The sequence below is a fragment of the Caldalkalibacillus salinus genome (assembly GCF_016745835.1).
In the GTDB taxonomy this organism is placed as follows: Bacteria; Bacillota; Bacilli; order Caldalkalibacillales; family JCM-10596; genus Caldalkalibacillus_A; species Caldalkalibacillus_A salinus.
This window is the reverse complement of the sequence record NZ_JAERVL010000015.1, coordinates 25,063-46,350: the sequence shown is the minus strand read 5'-3', so window position 1 is coordinate 46,350 and position 21,288 is coordinate 25,063. Positions and strand designations below refer to the sequence as shown.

Sequence of the window (21,288 nt, the reverse complement as noted above, 5' to 3'; positions counted from 1 at the left end):
GATGTCATGACCGCTGTCCATCATGCTTCCAATATTTTAATCTTTCGGCAATCGTGCGCTCATAGCCGTTTGAGGAAGGCGCATAGAACTGCTTGTCTATGAGATGGTCAGGCAGGTACTGTTGGTCCACGTAGTGGCCTTCAAATGAGTGAGGATACAGGTACCCCACGCCGTGACCAAGATCTTTTGCCCCCTTATAGTGTGCGTCTCTCAGGTGTTTAGGGACTTGTCCTGATTGTTCTTTTTCAACAGAACGAAGCGCATCATCGATCCCCTTGATGACAGCGTTGCTTTTTGGTGCTGTGGCCAGATAGACGGTCGCCTGGGCTAGAGGAATTCGCGCTTCAGGCATCCCCACGAAATCGACGGCGTAGGCCGCTGCATAGGCCATCTGTAAAGCTCTAGGGTCTGCCATACCGATATCTTCTGCAGCATGGACATAGAGACGTCTGGCAATAAAACGTGGGTCTTCACCCGCATAAATCATCCGTGCTAACCAGTATAATGCGGCATCAGGATCTGACCCTCTGATACTTTTAATAAAAGCGGAAATGACGTCGTAATGTTGGTCGCCATCTTTATCATACTGCAAGACTTTTTGTTGGATAGATTCTTCTGCGACTGCTAACGTAATATTGATGCTACCCTCCTCATCAGGTGGGGTTGTTAAGGCCGCCAACTCGAGAGCGTTAAGGGCGTTTCTGGCATCTCCGTCTGCGGTGTGTATGAGGTGTGCCAGTGCGTCATCATTCACGTGGATGTTCATACTACCAAGCCCTCTCGTTTCATCCGTGAGCGCACGCTGCAAGATGGCCTTGATATGGTTATTTGTGAGAGGCTCCAACTTAAAGATACGGGAGCGGGATAGAAGGGCAGAATTGATTTCGAACATAGGGCTCTCCGTTGTGGCTCCAATGAGAATGATGACACCGTCTTCTACATATGGCAGGAGGGCATCCTGTTGTGATTTATTAAAACGATGGATCTCATCTATAAATAAGACCGTCTTCATCTGATATAAATCTTGGCGTTCTTTAGCTTCCTTAATGACCTGCCGAATGTCGGCCACACCAGAGGTGACAGCATTTAATTGCTCAAAGGTTGACTCTGTCGTGTTGGCAATGACCTTGGCTAGAGTGGTTTTACCTGTACCTGGTGGACCATAAAAGATCATCGGTGACAGCTGGTCTGCTTCAATCGAACGCCTCAGCAGTTTACCTGGCCCTAGAATGTGGTCCTGACCCGTCACTTCGTCTAGAGTCTGCGGTCGCATTCGGTAAGCGAGTGGTCCTTGGGTCGGTTGATTGTCTTGTGTATAGCTAAACAAGTCCATATGGCTCATCCTTTCTAACTATAGACAAGGATAGCGAAGAGGCTATATGAATGCAAGAAGGAAAGTGTTCATGATATAATGTAACGGAGTATATTTTGGGTAGACTATATAAAGAGAGAAGGTACAGTTTTGAGTGGAGCGGAGAAACAACATTTGAAGCAGGTAGCACTAAAGTGGCTCTTTTTTACGATTGGCATTATGGTTATGGCCTTTGGCATCGTCTTAATGATTAAAGCGGACCTTGGAAGTGCGCCTTGGGATGTCCTTCATATAGGCTTAACCTTACAAATGGGATTGACAATCGGAACTTGGTCTATTATTGTTGGGATATTTATTATCCTGCTGACAACGCTGCTAACCAAGGAAAGACCACAGTTAGGTGCCATATTGAATATGTTATTTGTCGGCATGTTTATTGATTTATTCGTGTATTTACTCGCTTGGTTCGAACCAGAAGGGATCATCATACAGTTGATCACACTCGTGTTGGGTATGTTGATTATGGGATATGGTATTGGGCTTTATATTGCTCCGAATTGCGGAGCAGGCCCTCGGGATAGCCTTATGTTAGCTTTAACTCAATTAACGAGCTGGAAAGTACAGTATGTACGTGGTGCTATGGAGGTTGTCGTACTCGCCATTGGCTGGTTATTAGGTGGACCTGTTTTTATCGGAACGTTACTGTTTTGTTTTGGTATCGGTTCGATCGTAGGTGTCACCTTACCCCATTGCCAGAAAATGGTCGATAAACTGTTACAATCCCTAGACCATGATGTGGTTGCTACGGGGAAAAACGATCATTCCCATGGAACGTCTGTGTAGAGCGAGTAGCCATACATTACAATATATTCAGGGGAAATAAAGGTCAATGTACCTTTTTTGATGGTGAGGAGTTGTTTAGGATGAAGATTTCAACGAAAGGTCGTTACGGCTTAACGATTATGATGGAATTAGCAAAAAACCAAGGGGGAAAACCGATCTCACTTAAGAGTATCGCTAAGACACATCGCTTGTCAGAGCATTATCTCGAGCAATTGGTATCTCCACTAAGGAACGCGGGTCTCGTTAAGAGTGTGAGAGGTGCTTATGGCGGATACATGCTAGCTAAACAGGCGAAAGATATCACCGCTGGGGACATTATCCGTATCTTAGAGGGTCCGATTAGCCCTGTTGAATTCGATCAGGAAGAGGATCCTGCTAAGCGAGATCTTTGGTTTCGTATTCGAGACAGTATTACAGAGGTGCTTGATTCAACAACGTTAGAGAACCTTATACATTATCAAGATGAAGGTTCAGAGGAATCATATATGTTTTATATCTAATGATGACAATTAGGAGATGGCTATCATGACACGTATATATGTTGATCATGCGGCAACAACACCTATGCATGACGATGTTTTAGACGCAATGCTGCCCTATCTTAAAAACGATTTTGGTAACCCATCAAGTATCCACCAGTTTGGTCGGGAAACACGAGCCGCATTGGATGAAGCAAGAAGGTCACTCGCGAATCATCTTGGCGCGAAACCAAGTGAGCTCGTCTTTACAAGTGGTGGAACGGAAGCAGATAACATGGCGTTGTTTGGCATTGCCAATGCTCACAAATCAAAAGGACGTCACGTGATCACAACGCAGGTGGAACATCATGCCGTGCTATACGCTTGTGAACAGCTTGAAGAGATGGGCTTTGAGGTCACCTACCTTCCCGTTAACCATGAGGGGCGTGTCACTAGAGACATCCTTGAGAAACACCTTAGAGACGACACCATCTTAGTCTCTATGATGTATGGCAACAATGAAGTGGGGACCTTACAACCGTTAGCTGAAATCGGCGACATGCTCCAGGAACGGGATATTGTTTTTCACACGGATGCGGTGCAAGCGTTCGGGATTGAGGAAGTCAACGTTAAGACCCTTGGCGTTGACCTGTTATCCATTTCTGGACACAAAATTAATGGGCCCAAGGGCATCGGTTGTTTATATGTCAAGGCTAATACAAAATTACAACCTATATTCTACGGTGGATCTCAGGAAAGAAATCGCCGTGCCGGAACAGAAAATATCGCAGCCATCGTCGGTCTAGCAAAGGCAGCAGAGGTTTCATATGAAGCCCTTGCTGAGAAGAGAAAGCATCTGTTTCAACTACGGGAACGTCTTATTCAGGGATTGCAGGAAGCGGATGTGAGCTTTATCGTGAACGGTGATTCAGAACACACCCTTCCTCATATCTTGAACGTGAGTTTCATCGGGGTCAAAGCAGACGCTATGCTAATGAATCTTGATATCGCTGGCATTGCCGCCTCGAGTGGGTCAGCTTGCTCAGCCGGTTCATTACGACCCTCGCATGTCTTAGAAGCGATGAATGTGGGAGAATCCAGAGTCGAATCAGCCATTCGCTTTAGTTTTGGCTTTAATAATACAGAAGCAGACGTGGACGAGATCGTCAAACAAGTCCAAGCGATCTACCAACGTTTACTACACACCAATTCAGATAATGGAGGTGACCAAGGATGAGTTTCCATAGAGGGAACAAAGCGCCCGCCGACACGCGTGTGATTGTCGGTATGTCAGGAGGGGTGGACTCTTCTGTTGCAGCGTACCTGCTCAAAAAAGAAGGCTACGATGTGATCGGGATTTTTATGAAGAACTGGGACGACACTGATGATACAGGTTTTTGTACGGCCACAGAAGATTACAACGACGTGGTGGCCGTCTGTAATCAATTAGATATTCCGTATTACTCTGTGAACTTTGAAAAAGAGTATTGGGATAAAGTGTTCACTTACTTCCTAGAGGAATACCAAGCGGGTCGTACTCCCAATCCAGACGTGATGTGTAATAAGGAAATTAAGTTCAAGGCTTTCCTTGACCATGCCCTTTCATTAGGCGCTGATTATTTAGCCACAGGACACTACGCCCAAGTAAGGGAAAAAGACGGGCAATCCCTTCTTATTAGAGGGGTGGACACGAACAAAGATCAAACGTACTTCTTAAACCAATTGAGTCAAGAACAAATGTCCAAAGTGATGTTTCCTATCGGTCACCTAGAAAAGAAAGAAGTGCGTGCACTGGCCGCTGAAGCTGAGCTTATCACGGCTAAGAAAAAAGACAGCACAGGCATTTGCTTTATCGGTGAACGTGACTTCAAAGAATTCCTTCAGAACTATTTACCTGCTAAACCGGGTGTAATGGAAACTCCAGAAGGAGAAGAAAAAGGAAAGCATGACGGATTGATGTACTACACGCTTGGACAAAGACAAGGGCTTGGCATTGGTGGATCAGGTGAGCCATGGTTTGTTGTGGACAAAGATTTAGAGCGTAACGTGTTGATTGTTGAACAAGGATTTGAGAATCCGTACCTTTACTCCGACAAACTGTACGCCACCAAGGTGAACTGGATAGACGGTCAGTGCCCTAGCGAGTCATTTACCTGCACAGCCAAGTTCCGCTATAGACAACCTGACCAAGAAGTCACGGTGAAACTGATAAATGATCAAGATTTAGAAATCATTTTTCATGAACAACAACGGGCCGTTACGCCCGGACAATCAGTTGTGTTTTACCAAGGTGATGTATGTCTAGGTGGTGCGACGATTGACCGTACTGTCAAACTGTCTAAAGATACAAACGATGCTGCCCTAACAACGTGACTGACACTTGATCTTCAAAAAGTCTGTGATTCCTCACAGGCTTTTTTTCATGATATACTAACCATAACAGAAGGGGGCGGAATGCAATGAACGAACAAAAAGCGGAAACACTGAATGCACAAGGGATTGAAGAATTAAATGAAGGCAATGTTGAAAAAGCGATCGAATATTTTCTAGAAGCGATAAAACAGGATGAAAAAAATCCTTATCCATACTGTCATATCGGGAATATATTATCAGCGTCTCAGCAGGCCGAGGAATCAATACGTTGGTTCGATAAAGCCGTGGAGTTGGACCAGGATATGGCCACGGCCTACTACGGTAAGGGATCGGCACTCTACAACCTAGAGAAGTGGGACGAAGCGATTGAAATGTACCAACATGCGGAAAACAAAGGGTTAGAGGATGCAGATCTATACTATATGTTAGGGATGGCCAACAAGAATAAAGGTGAAGGTCATGAATCAGTGTCACTCGCATATTTTCAACGTGCGGTGGATTTAAATCCAGAGGATGTGGAAGCGATCTTTGAACGAGGTCTCTGTTCCGCTTATATCGGGCACCTTGAACACGCCAAGAAGGATTTTGAATACGTGGTAGCCCACCAGGAAGAACACGCGGATGCTTATTATAACCTCGGCGTGGTCTATATGCATGAGGAGAACAGGGAAAAAGCGTTAGCCCAATTCCAGAAGGCGATCGACATACAACCAAACCACGTTCTGGCGTTACATGCAAAAAAGCTAATTGAAGGGGAGTAAGCATGGCAGACGTTCAACCCTCCTTGCCATTGTTCGATGAGCAACAAGCTTATATTAAAGGTAAACTGATTCATGAAATCTTTCATAACCCTACAAATCTGTACACCGTATCCCGGATTAGAATCACTGAAACAACGGAAGATGTGAAGGAAAAGGAAATGATCGTAGTGGGGAATTTTCCCCCTTTATATGAGGATGATACGTATACGTTTTGGGGAGAGCTGAAGGAACACCATAAATTTGGTCTCCAATATCACATCAAACATTATCGAAAAGAGCTCCCCCAGGGTAGAGACGGCATTATACAGTATTTATCTAGTGACCTTTTTCCTGGAGTAGGGAAAAAGACAGCCGAAGCGATTGTCAATACGTTAGGAGAACAAGCGATTGGGCGTATACTAGAATCTCCTGACATATTACAAGAGGTGTCGTCCCTTTCTGAGAAGTTACAGCGAACGATACATGAGAAGTTGATGGAACACCAAGGATTGGAGCAAATTATTATTAAGCTGTCCCAGTACGGGATTGGAATGGCCCTGTCGGTGCAAATTTATCAAACGTATCAGGAAATGGCCATGAATGTCCTCGAGGAGAATCCGTACCAACTTATTGAAGATATTGAGGGCATTGGATTTAAGCGTGCTGACGTGATCGGGCAGGCCATGGGAATTGAGCGTGATGCCCCAGAGAGAATTCAGGCCGCATTCTATTATTATCTACGTGAAAAATGTGATCAGAGTGGCCATGTCTTTTATCCATACGAGCCATTAGTAGATGGTGTATTAAAATGGCTGACTGCTGAAGACACCGAATTACAAGCGAAGCTAAACGTAGACACACTCAAAGAACAAATTGAAGACATGGGTCGGTTGGAAAAAGTGATCATCGAGGAAGACCGCGTGTACTTACCTTCTCTTTTTTTTGCTGAAAGAGCCTTCGCCAAAAAGCTAAAACAACTCCTACAGCGTGATTTTAGCGTCACATTTAATCAGCAGGAATTTTATCAGGCCTTAGGTGAACTTGAAGAGCGTCTGGGTATTGAGTATGCCCCGACGCAACGTGAAGCGATTGAGCGTGCGCTACACTCACAGGTGATGATTTTGACTGGTGGACCTGGTACCGGGAAAACCACGGTCATCAAGGGTGTATGTGAGCTCTTCGCAGAGTTGCATGGGTTCTCCCTGGACCCTAAGGACTACGTGAATAAAGATGAACCTTTTCCTGTCATATTAGTGGCACCTACGGGCCGTGCTGCTAAGCGCATGTCTGAATCAACTGGTGTCCCTGCTGTTACGATTCATCGCCTATTAGGTTGGCGTGGGGGCAAGGATTTCGATAAGAGTGAAGATGAACCTATAGAAGGAAAAGTCATGATCATTGATGAAAGCTCCATGATGGATCAATGGTTAGCCAATCAGCTATTCAGGGCTTTACCTACAAATATTCAGGTTGTTTTTGTGGGTGATCAGGATCAATTACCTTCCGTTGGACCCGGTCAAGTCCTAAAGGACCTCATTTTAAGTGAACGGATACCTAAAGTAGAGTTACAAGATATCTACCGTCAGGCTGAGGGGTCATCCATTATTACGCTCGCGCATCAAATGAAGCGAGGGGAGTTTCCGACAGACTTGAAAGAGGATAAGCCGGACCGCCGTTTCTTTCCATGTGAGACCAAACATTTGGTCGACATGATCCGTCAGATCTGTGGTTCAGCGAAAAGAAAAGGGTATACACCAAAGGATATTCAAGTTTTAGCTCCTATGTATCGTGGGGACGCGGGTATAGATGCACTCAATGTCGCTTTACAAGAAGAGTTTAACCCGGCGAAAAAGGGAAAAAGAGAAATGAAACATGGTGATACCACATTCAGGGTAGGAGACAAGGTATTACAACTAGCCAATAATCCCGAACAGAACGTGTTTAATGGTGACATTGGTGAAGTGAGTGCCATGATATGGGCAAAAGAAACGACAGATAAGGAAGATATGATTGTTGTGACTTTTGATCAGACGGAAGTGGTGTACAAACGACAGGATCTTAATCAGCTCACGCTGGCCTATTGTTGCTCCATTCATAAATCCCAAGGGAGTGAATTCCCCATTGTTGTCGTTCCTCTCGTACGGCAGTACGCTAGAATGTTAAGACGGAATTTAGTGTACACGGCTATTACGAGAGGGAAAGAATATCTCATCTTATGTGGTGAAGAGAGGACATTTCTTAATGCGATTAATGATCAAGAAGAAACGTCTCGATGGACCACTTTGCAGGAAACCCTACAAGCACGGATTCCAGACCCTGGTGTCGAAATGAGAACAGCTGAAGAGGATCAAGCAGAGGATCGTCAGATGGACCAAGGATTGGAAAAAGAGGAGTCCACCTTAGATCGCATGTTAAAAGATAACTGAGGTAACATAAGGGTGTACAGCTTCGGCAACTGTACACCCTTTTTTTCATTTAGGGAGTGCACTTACACGGTGATACAAAAACGACACGGTTGAGAAAGTATACAACACAGGGATTTGGACCAAAATGGTAATAGCATAAAATAGGAGGAAATGAACATGCTATTATCATGTCCAAATTGCAAATGTAAGGATATCGGAAAAATAGGAACACATCAGTATTACTGTTGGGGATGCTTTATAGAGTTTACCATGAGTGATGAACAGATAGCGGACATTTATCAAGTGGAAGAAGATGGCTCGCTCAGCTCCCTAAATGACCTTTTTGAAGATCAAGTTAAAGCCCAGTAGCCTAAGGGGGTATCGTTTTGAGAAAAAATTCATTCATGACAGCATTTATGGCCATCTGTGGGATTATGCTCTTTGTGATGCAGATGATGAGACGGAAAGAGGAACCTCAAGGGTACCATCGAATGAAGAATGGAATGAGACAGACCATGAATAACATGCTGAGAGGAACGAACGACGTCTTAGACAATACGACACAAATGATGAGTGCCATGCGTAAAAAAGCGCGTTAATTCACTTAAGAATAAACTGCCGGGAGCTAAGTCCACTTGGGCTTAGCTTTTTTATCATGTTTTTGTCTGTGCTGGTTAAACTAACATTAAACCAATCTGCAGGAAGGGGGAGAGGTGCGGTGAAAATTCCCTTTTCAAAACGTTGGGTTCTGATCACGGCGTTTATTGCTTTATCGTTAGTCAGTGTATATCTCGCATTACGAATTGCACCTTACCTCCTACCCGTTTGGATTCTCCTACGTACGGTAGGGATCCCTGTTTTAGCCTCTTTGGTCATTGCCTACCTGTTACATCCTATTGTACGCAAAGGCCAAGCACTAGGGATGCATCGGACCATGACGATTCTCATGTTATATTTGATTGTTATTGCCACGATTGCGGGTACGTTTTGGTATGCATCACCTCTCGTGGTTCAGCAAGTACAGGCCATCCTAAGAAAACTACCGGAAATTGAGCGTTTATTTTTCCAGTGGTTTTGGTGGGTGAATCAACACATTGAACAACTCCCTGACGGTATGCACTACGGCATTGATGACGCAATGGGGCAGCTAGAGGATGATACACGTAATCAGATCAAGGAAACGATTACAACCTTGAAGGACGGCATTGGTAACCTATTTTCCCTGTTTATCATACCGTTTCTGGTGTTCTATATCTTAAACGATTGGAAAATGCTGAAGAAAGCGATATTCCATACGATCCCTATTCGTTATCGGCGACATGTGCTTCATATTCTAAGAGATATCGATTATACCCTGGGACAATATATACGCGGACAAATCATCATCAGTGTATTTGTGGGGGTCATGACATTTGTAGCTTATTATTATATTGGTTTAAGCTATGCGCTCTCGTTGGCCATTATTGCCACCATCGCTAATATTATCCCCTACTTCGGGCCTTTTATAGGGATCATCCCGGCGCTCCTCATCGCATTGGTGACGAATCCCATCCTCATCGTTTGGGTTATTGTACTGAATACGGTCATTCAAATCGTTGAAGGAAACGTATTAGCGCCTTATATCATGGGCAAGAGGTTAAATGTTCATCCAGTGACCATTATTTTAGTCTTGTTAGCAGGAGCTGAGGTAGGAGGAATTTTTGGTCTCATCTTTGCTGTACCATTTTATATGGTTGTCAAAGTGATTGTGATGCACGTTGTATTTCGGTATAAGAGGTCTTCATAGTCATTGACATTCATAAAGCAATGTAGGTATAATGTCGATATCTAAAACATAGTCGAAGTTAAATTGACGAAGGAACGAAGTACACGGTTATCCCTTACAGAGAGAGAATCCCAATGCATCTGCGAGCCTTGGTTGAGAGGATTCTTAAGAGCGATATCGTGGAAAGCCATTCTGGAGAGCAGCTAATCCCTGCCGGTCACGCCGTTATCGTGTGAGAGCGACACAATCATATGTATGTCCTATCATGTTGACGAATTGGTATACATAGTTGTGTAAGCAGGGTGGTACCGCGTGAGAGAAACTCTTTCGTCCCTGACGTCCAAGCAGGAGGTTAGGAACGAAGGGGTTTTTATTTTGTCTCACATGTCTCAGATAGGGTTCTAGGATTCATCCATGAAAGAGACGTTGTATGGCTCGACAGTTCGGCAAGATAAAATGGAATATAAAATGGTTTACACTTAAAATGAAATATAGAGAAAGGATGAAAACCACGTGAATGATCTAAAAGCGACAGATATACGCCAACGATTTCTAGACTTTTTCAAAGAAAAAGGACATGATATTGAGCCCAGTGCGCCACTCGTTCCGCATGACGATCCATCGTTGCTGTGGATTAACAGCGGTGTAGCCACGCTCAAAAAGTATTTTGACGGTCGTGTCGTACCGGATAACCCGCGTATCACGAACGCGCAAAAGTCCATCCGTACAAATGATATTGAAAACGTAGGAAAAACAGCACGACATCATACCTTCTTCGAAATGTTGGGTAACTTCTCCATCGGCGATTATTTCAAAAAAGAAGCGATTCATTGGGCATGGGAATTTCTAACGGACCCGAAATGGATAGGCTTTGATCCGGAGAAACTCTCCGTTACAGTGCACCCGGAAGACGACGAAGCATATGATATTTGGCTTCAGGACATCGGTATACCTGAACACCGCATCATCAGACTCGAAGGAAATTTTTGGGATATTGGAGAAGGACCGAGTGGACCTAATACAGAAATATTCTATGACAGAGGAGAGTACTACGGTAACGATCCACAAGACCCCGAGTTATACCCCGGGGGAGAGAATGAACGTTACTTAGAGATCTGGAATCTTGTATTCTCAGAATTCAACCATAATCCCGACGGCACCTATACACCGTTACCAAAGAAAAATATTGATACTGGCATGGGACTAGAGCGGATGGCTTCTGTTATTCAAGATGTTCCTACGAACTTTGAAACGGATCTGTTCAAGCCCATAATTGAACATACGTCTCAGATCGCAGGCGTGTCCTATAACCAAGAGGAAGACAAGGACGTGGCTTTCAAAGTTATTGCTGACCACGTGCGTACGGTCACATTTGCCGTAGGCGATGGTGCACTCCCTTCTAATGACGGTCGAGGATATGTGATCCGTAGACTTCTGCGTCGGGCAGTACGTTACGGTAAAGTATTAGGCATTGACGAGCCATTCCTTTATAAGTTGACGCCAACAGTAGGGAAAGTTATGGGAGATTTTTATCCTGAAGTCGTGAACAAAGAAGAATTCATTTCAAAAGTGATTAAAAATGAAGAAGAACGCTTCCATGAGACCCTCAATGAAGGCTTAGCCATTCTAAACGACATGATTGCTTCTATGAAAAAAGAAAACGTGCGTGTCCTCTCAGGAGAGCAGGCGTTCAAATTGTACGACACGTATGGATTCCCACTAGATTTAACGGAAGACTTTGTCTCCGAAGAGGGACTAGAGGTGGATCACGACGGTTTTGAAGCTGAAATGAAGAAGCAAAGAGAGAGAGCACGTCAGGCGCAACAGAAAGTGGGGAGCATGCAGGTTCAAGGTGGGGTGTTAGCAGACTTCACAGAACAGAGTGAATTTGTGGGTTACGATCGATTAAAAGAAGAATCAGACGTCATTGGTCTCACAGTGGATGAACAGTGGGTAGACTTCATGTCCCAAGGTGAAGAGGGAAAAATCCTGCTCCGAGCAACGCCATTTTACGCAGAAAGCGGGGGACAAGTGGCTGACCGAGGTTACATCCAAGTAGGAGATGCCCGGTTTAGAGTTGAGGATGTACAGAAAGCGCCTAATGGCCAACACGTGCATATTGGAACCGTCGAACAGGGTCGCATACGAAAAGGAGAGCATGTCACAGCTGAGGTCGATCGTGCATCACGAACAGATATTATCAAGAATCACTCTGCCACCCATTTATTACACCAGGCTCTAAAAGATGTGCTAGGTGAGCATGTTAATCAGGCCGGTTCCCTTGTTTTAGCGGATCGCTTACGTTTTGACTTCTCTCATATTAATGCCTGCACGCCAGAAGAGCTTGAAAAGGTCGAAAGTATCGTTAATGAATACGTGTGGCGTAACATTGAAGTGGAAACCATGTATCGTAGCATAGAAGAGGCAAAAGCAATGGGTGCGATGGCCTTGTTTGGGGAAAAGTATGGGGATACTGTACGTGTCGTCCAGATGGGCGACTATAGCTTGGAACTATGCGGAGGATGCCACGTACATCGGACCTCTGAAATAGGTTTATTTAAGATCGTAGCTGAAAGTGGTATAGGTGCAGGGACACGACGGATTGAGGCTGTGACTGGTCGAGAGGCGTACCAATACCTCACCAGCAAACAAACTGTACTGCAAGAGGCATCTGTGTTATTAAAGTCTAGAGCTGAAGAAGTCCCTCAGCGCATTACGGGCTTACAAAGTCAGCTGAAAGAAGTCCAACGAGAAAATGAATCACTCAAAGCCAAACTAGGCAATGTAGAAGGAGCAAGCTTGTTAGAGCAAGCTCAGGAGATTGACGGCGTCCAAGTGATCTCAGCAAAAGTGTCGGCTAACGATATGGATCAATTGCGCGGAATGGTTGACGACCTCAAACAAAAAATGGATACAGGTGTCATCGTTCTCGGTGCAGTACAAGGACAAAAAGTCAGTATTGTGGCTGGCGTCACTAAAGATGCTATGGCGCGAGGGCTACACGCCGGAAACCTCGTAAAAGAGGTGGCTACGCGTTGTGGGGGCGGTGGTGGAGGTCGCCCCGACATGGCTCAAGCCGGTGGGAAAAAACCTGAACAACTAGAAGAAGCGTTAAGCATTGCTCCCGATTTTGTTAAATCCGTTTTACAATCTTAAGAATTAGAGTACAATAGTAGATAAGGAACAAATTGTCATGGGAGAAAGAGGTGTTTGTGATGAGCTTTAAGGATCACACTATGAAATTTAACGTGAAGTCAGAGAAAGTGGAAATGGACTCCAAGGAAGTGATATTGAATGTTTATCACTCCCTAGCGGAGAAAGGATACAACCCTATTAACCAAATCGTCGGGTATCTATTGTCTGGAGATCCTGCTTATATACCACGTCATAACAACGCTAGAACATTGATCCGCAAGCTAGAACGGGATGAGCTCATTGAAGAGTTGGTACGCTCTTACCTATCACAACACCAAGATCAATTACAAAAGTAGGGATATAAATTATTGTGAGATACATGGGCTTAGATGTAGGAGACAAAACGATCGGTGTCAGTATGAGTGATGAATTAGGTTGGACGGCTCAAGGGTTGGAGGTTATCCGTAGGGAAGAAAACCAACTGGACAAAGACTTAGAGCGCCTACAGTCGCTCATTAAACAATATGACGTCCAAAAAGTCATCGTCGGCTTACCCAAAAATATGAATGGAACGATTGGTCCAAGGGGAGAATTATGTAAAGAGTTCGCCAAGTCCCTTGAACAATATGCGAACGTTGCAGTACAAATGTGGGACGAAAGACTGTCTACTGTAGCAGCAGAGCGCATGTTAATCGAAGCTGATATGACAAGAAAAAAAAGAAAAAAAGTCGTAGATAAAGTAGCTGCTGTCATGATCCTACAGGGCTTTTTAGACTCGATAAAATAAGGCAAGGAGGGTTGGGAATGGCTGAAGATGTAGAAAAAATTATCATACCCGATGAAGAAGGTAATGAAGAAGTATTTGAAGTGCTCTATAAGTTTGATGTTGAACAAACAGGAAAACAGTATATGATGGTCATCCCTGTCGATGGGGACCCAGAAGTGGATGAAGTTTATGCGTTTCGTTACGAGGAAAATGGTGACGACCTATCCCTGTTCATTATCGAAGATGATAAAGAATGGGAGATTGTTGAATCCACTTTCCAGACACTGATAGAGGAAGAAGACCTATAAATCATCTATAGTGACCATAAGGGAAACATAGAAGAGGGCCATCAGCAGGTGGTCTTCTTTTACTGTATGCTCACTATTCCAATAACAAACAATTACCGCTATAATAGACGGGATAGGAGGGGAAAGCGATGAAAGATGAACACGAAGACATGATCGGGGGAAGAAATGATGATTATGATGAGGGGAGCTCATTTTCACCAGTGAAGATTGTTGTCATAACACTCCTAGTTCTCTTCATTATTGGTGCAAGTGTGGCTGGAATTGGGGGATATTACATATATACGAATCTACAGCCAGTCGATCCGGAAAGTGAAGCGTTTGTCATGGTTGAAGTACCCATGGGTTCATCAGGGACGACCATTGCATCGATTTTAAAAGAACATAATCTCATTAAGAATGAAAAAATATTTTACTACTATATTCGTTACCATGGTCATAGCGGTTTCCAGGCAGGAGAGTATCAGCTGTCACCTAGTATGGAACTAGACGAGATGATTGAGCAATTGAAGGAGGGACGTTTGCACCAAGAGGTGGAACGCTTCACCGTTCCAGAAGGGTACACGATCCAACAGATGGCCGAACACCTAGAAGAAGAAGGGCTGGTTGATCAAGAGCAATTTTTACACCTGGTCAATGAAGGGGATTTTAGTGAATTTTCATTTCTGGAATATATCCCTGACGACGTCGAAGGACGAAAGTATCGTCTTGAAGGCTTCTTGTTCCCTGAGACTTATGAAATATTTAAAGGCGCATCTGAAGAGGACATCATCCGTATCATGCTTAAACAGTTTGAACAAGAATTCAATAGTGCCCTTGAGGCGATGAGTGATGAAGGAATCGAATGGGAGGAACAGATCGAGCGATTGGGGCTTAATGAGTATGAATTTATAACTTTAGCCTCCATTATTGAACGTGAAGCGGTGCTTGATGAGGAACGTTCTGTGATAGCTGGTGTCTTTCATAACCGTATACGTGAGGACTGGCTTTTACAATCCTGTGCCACGGTGCAGTTTGTACTAGAAAAACCGAGGGAAAGATTATTATATGAGGATTTAGAGGTTGAAAGTCCTTATAATACGTATATGCATGAAGGTTTACCACCGGGCCCCATCGCTAGTCCTGGTCGAGAATCAATCAAAGCAGCACTTAACCCAGAGGATCATGAATACTTTTATTTTGTAACAAAAAAGGACGGGACAGGTGCACATCACTTCTCTCGTACGTTCGAAGAGCATCAGAGAAACAATGCCCAGAGTCGAGGAAACTTTTAAAACCGATGAGGTAGGAGAAGCAGATGATTGTATCAGCACAACTGCAGGACTATATTCTTTCATTAACACCGTCAGATGATCCCATACTAACCAGAATGGAACAGTTAGCACATGAAGAGCGGATACCTATTATTGACCGCTCTGCCATTCAACTCATATCCGTTCTACTGCAAAATAAAGATCAAGTACACAACATCCTAGAAGTTGGAACGGCCATTGGGTATTCAACACTTTGGTTGGCAAAAGCGGCACCACAAGCCATGCTGGATACCATAGAGCGGGAAGAAGACAAAATTAAAACAGCACGCCGCTTTCTGTCTGAAGCAGGCGTGATAGACCGTGTGCGTATCCATCATGCAGACGCCACCCGTTATGCTGATCATTTGCAAGGACGGCAGTATGACTGTATATTTATCGATGCGGCTAAAGGACAGTATCACACTTTTTTTGAATCATACAGTCCTCTACTGAAAAAAGACGGCATGATCATTACAGATAATGTCTTTTTCCATGGAGAAGTTCTCCAAGATCATGTTGAACAGAAGCGCATCCGCTCACTCGTGAAGAAGATTAAATCCTATAACGAATGGTTAGCCAACCACGACGGTTACGATACGTCATTCGTACCGATTGGAGACGGACTCGCTATCAGTATTAAGAGAAGGGAGAAGAAATGAGATGGGGAAAGATAAAACAACAGGAAGTGTCCCAAAACATACCGAGTCGACCCGATCTCATAAGCCTGTCATTATAGGTGTTGCAGGTGGAACAGGTTCAGGTAAAACGACCGTTGCTAAAAAAATTTATAATACCCTAAGAGACCAGTCGATTGTCATGATTGCCCAAGACTCTTATTACAAAGACCAAACGCATTTATCGATGAAAGAACGAGTCAAGACCAATTACGACCATCCTTTCGCTTTTGATAACGATCTGTTAATTGAACATTTGGATCAACTCAGTGGCTATCAAGCGATCCAAATGCCGGTCTACGATTATAAATTACACACACGCTCAGATAAGACCATTAGGATCGACCCTAGAGATGTGGTGATTGTTGAAGGGATATTAGTTTTAGAGGATGAACGACTAAGAGAACGAATGGATATAAAAGTATTTGTCGATACTGACTCTGATGTAAGGATTATTAGGCGTATGATGAGAGATATACGTGATCGGGGAAGAAGTTTTGACTCTGTCGTCGACCAGTATTTACACTCTGTTCGCCCTATGCATTTACAGTTTGTTGAACCTTCAAAGAAACATGCAGACGTCATTATTCCAGAGGGTGGGGAGAATCAAGTGGCTATCGATCTCATGGTCACTAAGATTAAGACAATTTTACGCAAACATGAATTCATTCAGGCGTAATAGGATAAGGTAAAATAAGTCATTTGAGGAGGTTGATCTTATGGAAGGGAAAGAAACTTTCGTCACGGAAGAAGGACTGGAGAAGCTTCAGGAAGAGCTAGAATACCTTAAAACTGAAAAGCGTAAAGAGGTTGTAGAACGGATTAAGATCGCAAGGGATTTTGGAGACCTAAGTGAGAATTCGGAGTATGATGCGGCAAAAGATGAGCAAGCGTTCGTTGAAGGACGTATCACGCAATTAGAAAATATGATCCGAAATGCCAAAATCATTGAAGCTGACGATAGTCCACAAGGGGTCGTGAGCATGGGTAAGACGATCGTGATACAGGAACTACCTGACGGTGATAAGGAAGAGTACACGATCGTCGGAAGTACGGAGTCCGACCCTTTATCCGGTAAAATCTCCAATGACTCACCAATGGGGCAAAGCTTGTTAGGGAGAGAAATCGGTGAAGAAGTCCTCGTGCAAACCCCTGGTGGAGAAATGAAAGTGAAGATACTTGAAGTGAACACGTAGGATTATCGTTTTTATATACGACGGATGAGAGCACTGTGTATTCTTTTTCACAGTGCTTTTTTGTATGGTGTATGGCTATAACCGTAATGGCAAGACTAGTACTAGTAACTAACTTAGTCCGTATGCGGGGGTAAACAGACAAAATGGTAAGAAGGGTATTGATCGTGCTCCTGTTAATGATGGTAGGGATGCTCTGTGTAACGGGACGCTTAGTCTATATCCAGATTCTTGGCACTGAGAACTTCTCAAAGCATCACATTAACCTGATCAAAAAAGCGGTTCAGCAAAGACAGCAACAAGTGGTCCTCCAATCAGGAAGAGGTGATATCACAGACCGTCAACATCACTCTCTTATTCACTATGATACCTATGCCCTAGTGGCCTTCCCTTTTGCCATTAAGAGTCTGACGCCTCAGCAGCTCACACAGGTCGCTGATATGCTCGGTCTCTCTGGTGAGCAACTGCAGAACATCTTGAGGGAAGTGAAGGAGCCTCAGGTTCTCAAGCACAATCAACGTCTGCTTGAGTTAACGGAACAAGAAGCAAGCACGACGAATGAACTAGGCATCAATGGTTTTATTGCCGTTCCCTATCAGCAACGTTTTACCTCGGAAGATAGGTTGGCCCAACACCTTATAGGGGATGTGGGAGAGAATTCACCCATGATACAAACTGAGTATGCCAAGGAACTTGCTCAAGGAAGATTACGTTTAGACAGTCAGGTTGGCATTATGGGTCTAGAAAAAACATTTCAACCCTTCCTATTGGGAAACGGCCCAACAACGTTATCTTACTATGTGGATGCACATGGGGACCCTATTAAAGGAATGGATATCAAATACTACGGGCAAGACAACCCCTTTTACCCTCTTTCTATCCAGACGACAATCGATCGTGCACTACAGACTGAATTAGAATCGACCCTGAACCAACACGGAATAGAAGAAGGGGCCGCTATTGTCCTCGATAACCGTACGAATGAAATTTTAGCGATGAGTAGTCGCCCCGTCTATACACCTGACGTTTTTTCACCTGTATCGAGGGAAAACAAAGCACTGAAACGCTATGCCCCTGGTTCAGTGTTTAAAATTGTCACTGCTGCTGCTGCACTAGAAGAACGTATTGTTAAGCCACAACAGATGTTCGAGTGTGATGGTACGTTAGAAGGGACCCAATTTCATTGTTGGAAGGAGGAGGGGCATGGCAGAATCAGTTTTGAAGAAGCCTTTGCTCAATCCTGCAATATAGTGTTTGGTCAGCTTGCTCAACAGATAGGCCCTGAGAAACTACAAAACTACGCGGAAAAGCTAGGCCTATTACAACTGAACGGCTGGCAAGGAAGCGTTTACGACTATCATCAATTTAAGCAGTTAGATCATGAAGAAGTGGGACAAGTGTTTGCCACCAACCGAAAGGACGATGTGCGTCATGATGAGGCATTCCTACGCCAAACGGGCATTGGTCAGCTAGATGTACAGGTAACGCCTTTGGCTGTGGCCAATATGATGGCCACCATAAGTAAAGGAGGAAACAAACGGCAAGTAACAGCCGTTCAGGACATTCTGTACAATACAGGCGCCCACTTTTACGACTTTAAACAACAACCATTGGGAGGCGATCAGATCTCTCCTTACACAGCTTATCGCTTACGCCAGCTGCTTGCGAGGGTCGTGACACACGGAACAGCATCGGCCATCCATCATGAGCGTTGGGATGTAGGGGGAAAAACTGGTACGGCCCAAATCTCTGGTGGTCGTAATCACCAGTGGTTTGCAGGGTACTATCCAGCTACACGCCCGAGGTACAGCATCGTTGTGCTCACTCTGGACCAACCGGCCAATACACAGAACCGTTCGCTCCCCATCTTCTCTGATATCGTAGACTGGCTCTATGACAATCGTTGAAACCCAAGCAGTGGTAGGCACTCCCTTAAATTCTCATGTAAGAATATTTAGAGGGAAATATTTACATATTAGTACTATATCTAAAAAACCTACAGTGTAGGAAAGGAGATTGCCATGAGTGCAGAATCATCACCACAGAGACAACCCCTCGCGAACACAGATGGTCAGATAGGAGCTCAAAGAACCGTTGCACAGACAATGTTAGAGCTCCTACACGTCTGGGGCATTGAGAACATGTATGGCGTCATAGGAGATGCCACACTCGACTTCATTGATACCGTCGCCAAACAAGATAAGATTCATTATTATGCCGTTGGTTCTGAGAATGGGGCTGCCATGATGGCTTCAACGGAAGGCAAACTAACACAAAAGCTGGCCGTTGCGGTCGGTACAAGCGGCCCGGGCCTGGCAAACATGCTCAACGGGATTGCTGATGCCGCTGCAGATCGCATCCCTATATTGGTTATTACGGGACAAGTAGAGTCTAGTAAGATCGGAACGGAAGCGAAGCAATACGTGAATCAACAGCAATTAATCGGCCCCTTAGCCGTTTACTCTGAACAACTAACCCATCCTGATGCCACAGTTAAAATCCTAAAGAAGGCTATACTACAAGCGAAAATGAAGAAAGGCGTTGCCCATGTGAGTGTGCCTAAGGATGTATTCTCCTTACCATGCTCAGCTCCAATTGAACCTCCTGTCGGTGTGCTTGAAAGACAACATATTGAAGCCTTTCATCAATTGCCCGAGGCAACGATGCTTCTAGCGAACGCTAGCAAACCGATGCTACTCATAGGAGAAGGGGCAAGAGCGGGAAGAGATTGGATTCTAAATATCGCTGAGTCCCTGCAAGCGGGCATCATAGAAACCCTTGGGGCCAAGGGAACGATACCTTATACACATCCACAGTACGTTGGCGGTATCGGCGAAGGAGGCACTCTAGAGGGGCGGGATTTGCTCCGACAATCCGATGTGGTCTTAGTCATAGGTGCCAATTGGTGGCCAGAAGGCTTTGTCCCACAACAATCCAAAGTGGTACAGGTCGATTTGGCCGCCACGAGTATAGAAGCACATCCAAACACCGTCTATGGGTTAGTAGGTGACGTGAGAGAAGTGCTTCCGCAGCTTTATGAGCAACTACAATCCCAACCGAGCCAGGTCAATCGTGAGCAATGGTCTCATCAAGTGACTCGGACCAAAACAACCATAGATGATCAATTCAGGCAAGAACGGTCAGGTGGTGATAAAGGCGCATTGACGCCACAACGTATCATGGCGGCCATCGATCAGACTGTAGACACACACGCTATTATGGTACTGGACACAGGAGATAACACCATCTGGTACAACCGCATCTTCCAAGCGACAAAACAGGATGTCCTTTATTCGGGTAAATGGCGAACAATGGGTTATGCTTTACCAGGCGCTATCTCAGCTAAAATAAATGAACCTGATCGCCAAGTCGTTGCCGTAGTAGGGGACGGGGGATTTCAGATGTCCATGTCTGAGCTAGCAACGGCCGTTAAGTACAAGATACCGATGACCATTATTGTCCTCAATAACCACGCTTTGGCTATGGAAAAGCATAAAATGGAACAGAAAGGTTTACAATCTTTTGGAGCGAGCCTTCAAAATCCGAATTTTGCAGAACTAGCCACCGCCTATGGGGCAAAAGGCAGACGCGTGAGTGAAAATACTGATCTTATTTCGGAGCTCAAAGAAGCTTACCAAGAACCGGGTCCCGTTGTGTTAGATGTTCATGTAAGTGAAACAATGCCGCCTTTAACAGGAAAAGGGGATGAATTCAAAAAGAACAGCTAGAGGAACCATCCTCCGAACTGTTCTTCTCGTCGCTAGTCATCTTCATCAGGAACTTGCCCCGACCCTGCACATTCTGGACACGGGATGATAAGCATGCCCGCACAAGTGGGGCAAGTTCTACCTATAAAGAAGTTAAAGCATTCTACCGTACATTCTTCGCAGTCCTTCGTCCCAAGTCCCTCACATTTTTTACATTCTGCCATCATGTTTCACCAGCCTTCTCACTCTGTTACTCTTAATGTATGGTCTGCTATAAGTAAGGTCATTAGAGGATAAGCCTAATATTATGAATGTGACCG

The 21,288-nt window shown here is 44.6% G+C and carries 21 protein-coding genes; 19 read left to right on the top strand and 2 right to left on the bottom strand.

Annotated elements, in window-relative coordinates; all coding sequences use genetic code 11:
* Positions 1–4: 4 nt before the first annotated feature.
* Positions 5–1,333, bottom strand: a complete 1,329-nt coding sequence (locus tag JKM87_RS09785; protein WP_202080173.1) for an AAA family ATPase — start codon at positions 1,331–1,333, stop codon at positions 5–7.
* Positions 1,334–1,462: 129 nt separating this feature from the next.
* Here JKM87_RS09785 and JKM87_RS09780 point away from each other — a divergent pair, with 129 nt between their 5' ends.
* The 19 genes from JKM87_RS09780 to JKM87_RS09690 all read left to right on the top strand — a co-directional run bounded on the left by JKM87_RS09780 (position 1,463) and on the right by JKM87_RS09690 (position 20,989).
* On the top strand, positions 1,463–2,155 hold the full coding sequence (locus JKM87_RS09780) for a YczE/YyaS/YitT family protein (RefSeq protein ID WP_419761855.1): 693 nt from the start codon (positions 1,463–1,465) through the stop codon (positions 2,153–2,155).
* A gap of 80 nt (positions 2,156–2,235) precedes the next feature.
* A complete protein-coding gene (gene cymR, locus JKM87_RS09775) occupies positions 2,236–2,655 on the top strand; it encodes a cysteine metabolism transcriptional regulator CymR (RefSeq protein WP_202080172.1) in 420 nt (139 codons plus the stop codon).
* A 25-nt stretch (positions 2,656–2,680) separates the two neighbouring features.
* Positions 2,681–3,850 carry a cysteine desulfurase family protein gene (locus JKM87_RS09770; protein ID WP_202080171.1) on the top strand — a complete coding sequence of 390 codons (1,170 nt, stop codon included), beginning with the start codon at positions 2,681–2,683 and terminating at the stop codon, positions 3,848–3,850.
* Positions 3,847–4,986, top strand: coding sequence for a tRNA 2-thiouridine(34) synthase MnmA (gene mnmA, locus JKM87_RS09765; protein ID WP_202080170.1), 1,140 nt, complete (start codon positions 3,847–3,849; stop codon positions 4,984–4,986). Before JKM87_RS09770 ends, mnmA begins: the two co-directional genes overlap by 4 nt.
* Positions 4,987–5,072: 86 nt before the next feature.
* Positions 5,073–5,747 (top strand): tetratricopeptide repeat protein, encoded by a 675-nt coding sequence (locus JKM87_RS09760; RefSeq protein ID WP_202080169.1) that lies wholly within the window; start codon positions 5,073–5,075, stop codon positions 5,745–5,747.
* A 2-nt stretch (positions 5,748–5,749) separates the two neighbouring features.
* Positions 5,750–8,152: an SF1B family DNA helicase RecD2 gene (recD2, locus tag JKM87_RS09755; protein WP_236838737.1), complete on the top strand. Its 2,403-nt coding sequence runs from the start codon at positions 5,750–5,752 to the stop codon at positions 8,150–8,152.
* 156 nt (positions 8,153–8,308) lie between these two features.
* Positions 8,309–8,500, top strand: coding sequence for a hypothetical protein (locus tag JKM87_RS09750; protein ID WP_202080168.1), 192 nt, complete (start codon positions 8,309–8,311; stop codon positions 8,498–8,500).
* 17 nt (positions 8,501–8,517) lie between these two features.
* The gene (locus JKM87_RS09745; protein WP_202080167.1) at positions 8,518–8,730 is read left to right on the top strand and encodes a hypothetical protein; all 213 of its coding nucleotides are present in this window, start codon (positions 8,518–8,520) and stop codon (positions 8,728–8,730) included.
* A gap of 119 nt (positions 8,731–8,849) precedes the next feature.
* A complete protein-coding gene (locus JKM87_RS09740) occupies positions 8,850–9,917 on the top strand; it encodes an AI-2E family transporter (protein WP_202080166.1) in 1,068 nt (355 codons plus the stop codon).
* Positions 9,918–10,409: 492 nt separating this feature from the next.
* Positions 10,410–13,052, top strand: coding sequence for an alanine--tRNA ligase (alaS, locus tag JKM87_RS09735; RefSeq protein WP_202080165.1), 2,643 nt, complete (start codon positions 10,410–10,412; stop codon positions 13,050–13,052).
* A 59-nt stretch (positions 13,053–13,111) separates the two neighbouring features.
* Positions 13,112–13,387, top strand: coding sequence for an IreB family regulatory phosphoprotein (locus tag JKM87_RS09730; RefSeq protein WP_202080164.1), 276 nt, complete (start codon positions 13,112–13,114; stop codon positions 13,385–13,387).
* 14 nt (positions 13,388–13,401) lie between these two features.
* Positions 13,402–13,818 (top strand): Holliday junction resolvase RuvX, encoded by a 417-nt coding sequence (gene ruvX / locus JKM87_RS09725; protein WP_202080163.1) that lies wholly within the window; start codon positions 13,402–13,404, stop codon positions 13,816–13,818.
* A 17-nt stretch (positions 13,819–13,835) separates the two neighbouring features.
* Positions 13,836–14,105 carry a DUF1292 domain-containing protein gene (locus JKM87_RS09720; protein WP_202080162.1) on the top strand — a complete coding sequence of 90 codons (270 nt, stop codon included), beginning with the start codon at positions 13,836–13,838 and terminating at the stop codon, positions 14,103–14,105.
* A 128-nt stretch (positions 14,106–14,233) separates the two neighbouring features.
* Positions 14,234–15,376 (top strand): endolytic transglycosylase MltG, encoded by a 1,143-nt coding sequence (mltG, locus tag JKM87_RS09715; protein ID WP_236838734.1) that lies wholly within the window; start codon positions 14,234–14,236, stop codon positions 15,374–15,376.
* A gap of 23 nt (positions 15,377–15,399) precedes the next feature.
* Positions 15,400–16,053 (top strand): O-methyltransferase, encoded by a 654-nt coding sequence (locus JKM87_RS09710; protein WP_202080161.1) that lies wholly within the window; start codon positions 15,400–15,402, stop codon positions 16,051–16,053.
* 1 nt (position 16,054) lies between these two features.
* Positions 16,055–16,747 carry a uridine kinase gene (gene udk / locus JKM87_RS09705; protein ID WP_202080160.1) on the top strand — a complete coding sequence of 231 codons (693 nt, stop codon included), beginning with the start codon at positions 16,055–16,057 and terminating at the stop codon, positions 16,745–16,747.
* A gap of 40 nt (positions 16,748–16,787) precedes the next feature.
* A complete protein-coding gene (gene greA / locus JKM87_RS09700; protein WP_202080159.1) occupies positions 16,788–17,264 on the top strand; it encodes a transcription elongation factor GreA in 477 nt (158 codons plus the stop codon).
* Positions 17,265–17,407: 143 nt separating this feature from the next.
* Positions 17,408–19,168, top strand: coding sequence for a peptidoglycan D,D-transpeptidase FtsI family protein (locus JKM87_RS09695; protein ID WP_202080158.1), 1,761 nt, complete (start codon positions 17,408–17,410; stop codon positions 19,166–19,168).
* Positions 19,169–19,282: 114 nt separating this feature from the next.
* Positions 19,283–20,989 carry a thiamine pyrophosphate-binding protein gene (locus JKM87_RS09690; protein ID WP_202080157.1) on the top strand — a complete coding sequence of 569 codons (1,707 nt, stop codon included), beginning with the start codon at positions 19,283–19,285 and terminating at the stop codon, positions 20,987–20,989.
* Positions 20,990–21,021: 32 nt separating this feature from the next.
* Here the strand turns inward: JKM87_RS09690 and JKM87_RS09685 are convergent, their stop codons facing one another.
* A complete protein-coding gene (locus JKM87_RS09685) occupies positions 21,022–21,192 on the bottom strand; it encodes a hypothetical protein (RefSeq protein WP_202080156.1) in 171 nt (56 codons plus the stop codon).
* Between the last annotated feature and the right edge of the window lie 96 nt (positions 21,193–21,288).

Bases quoted from the DNA above. Each gene is read 5' to 3' on its own strand.
- mltG (WP_236838734.1), top strand. From the start codon at position 14,234: ATGAAAGATGAACACGAAGACATGATCGGGGGAAGAAATGATGATTAT.
- mnmA (WP_202080170.1), top strand. From the start codon at position 3,847: ATGAGTTTCCATAGAGGGAACAAAGCGCCCGCCGACACGCGTGTGATT.
- JKM87_RS09770 (WP_202080171.1), top strand. From the start codon at position 2,681: ATGACACGTATATATGTTGATCATGCGGCAACAACACCTATGCATGAC.
- JKM87_RS09750 (WP_202080168.1), top strand. From the start codon at position 8,309: ATGCTATTATCATGTCCAAATTGCAAATGTAAGGATATCGGAAAAATA.
- JKM87_RS09760 (WP_202080169.1), top strand. From the start codon at position 5,073: ATGAACGAACAAAAAGCGGAAACACTGAATGCACAAGGGATTGAAGAA.
- JKM87_RS09730 (WP_202080164.1), top strand. From the start codon at position 13,112: ATGAGCTTTAAGGATCACACTATGAAATTTAACGTGAAGTCAGAGAAA.
- JKM87_RS09695 (WP_202080158.1), top strand. From the start codon at position 17,408: ATGGTAAGAAGGGTATTGATCGTGCTCCTGTTAATGATGGTAGGGATG.
- JKM87_RS09685 (WP_202080156.1), bottom strand. From the start codon at position 21,192: ATGGCAGAATGTAAAAAATGTGAGGGACTTGGGACGAAGGACTGCGAA.
- cymR (WP_202080172.1), top strand. From the start codon at position 2,236: ATGAAGATTTCAACGAAAGGTCGTTACGGCTTAACGATTATGATGGAA.
- JKM87_RS09690 (WP_202080157.1), top strand. From the start codon at position 19,283: ATGAGTGCAGAATCATCACCACAGAGACAACCCCTCGCGAACACAGAT.
- JKM87_RS09710 (WP_202080161.1), top strand. From the start codon at position 15,400: ATGATTGTATCAGCACAACTGCAGGACTATATTCTTTCATTAACACCG.
- JKM87_RS09785 (WP_202080173.1), bottom strand. From the start codon at position 1,333: ATGGACTTGTTTAGCTATACACAAGACAATCAACCGACCCAAGGACCA.
- greA (WP_202080159.1), top strand. From the start codon at position 16,788: ATGGAAGGGAAAGAAACTTTCGTCACGGAAGAAGGACTGGAGAAGCTT.
- JKM87_RS09720 (WP_202080162.1), top strand. From the start codon at position 13,836: ATGGCTGAAGATGTAGAAAAAATTATCATACCCGATGAAGAAGGTAAT.
- recD2 (WP_236838737.1), top strand. From the start codon at position 5,750: ATGGCAGACGTTCAACCCTCCTTGCCATTGTTCGATGAGCAACAAGCT.
- udk (WP_202080160.1), top strand. From the start codon at position 16,055: ATGGGGAAAGATAAAACAACAGGAAGTGTCCCAAAACATACCGAGTCG.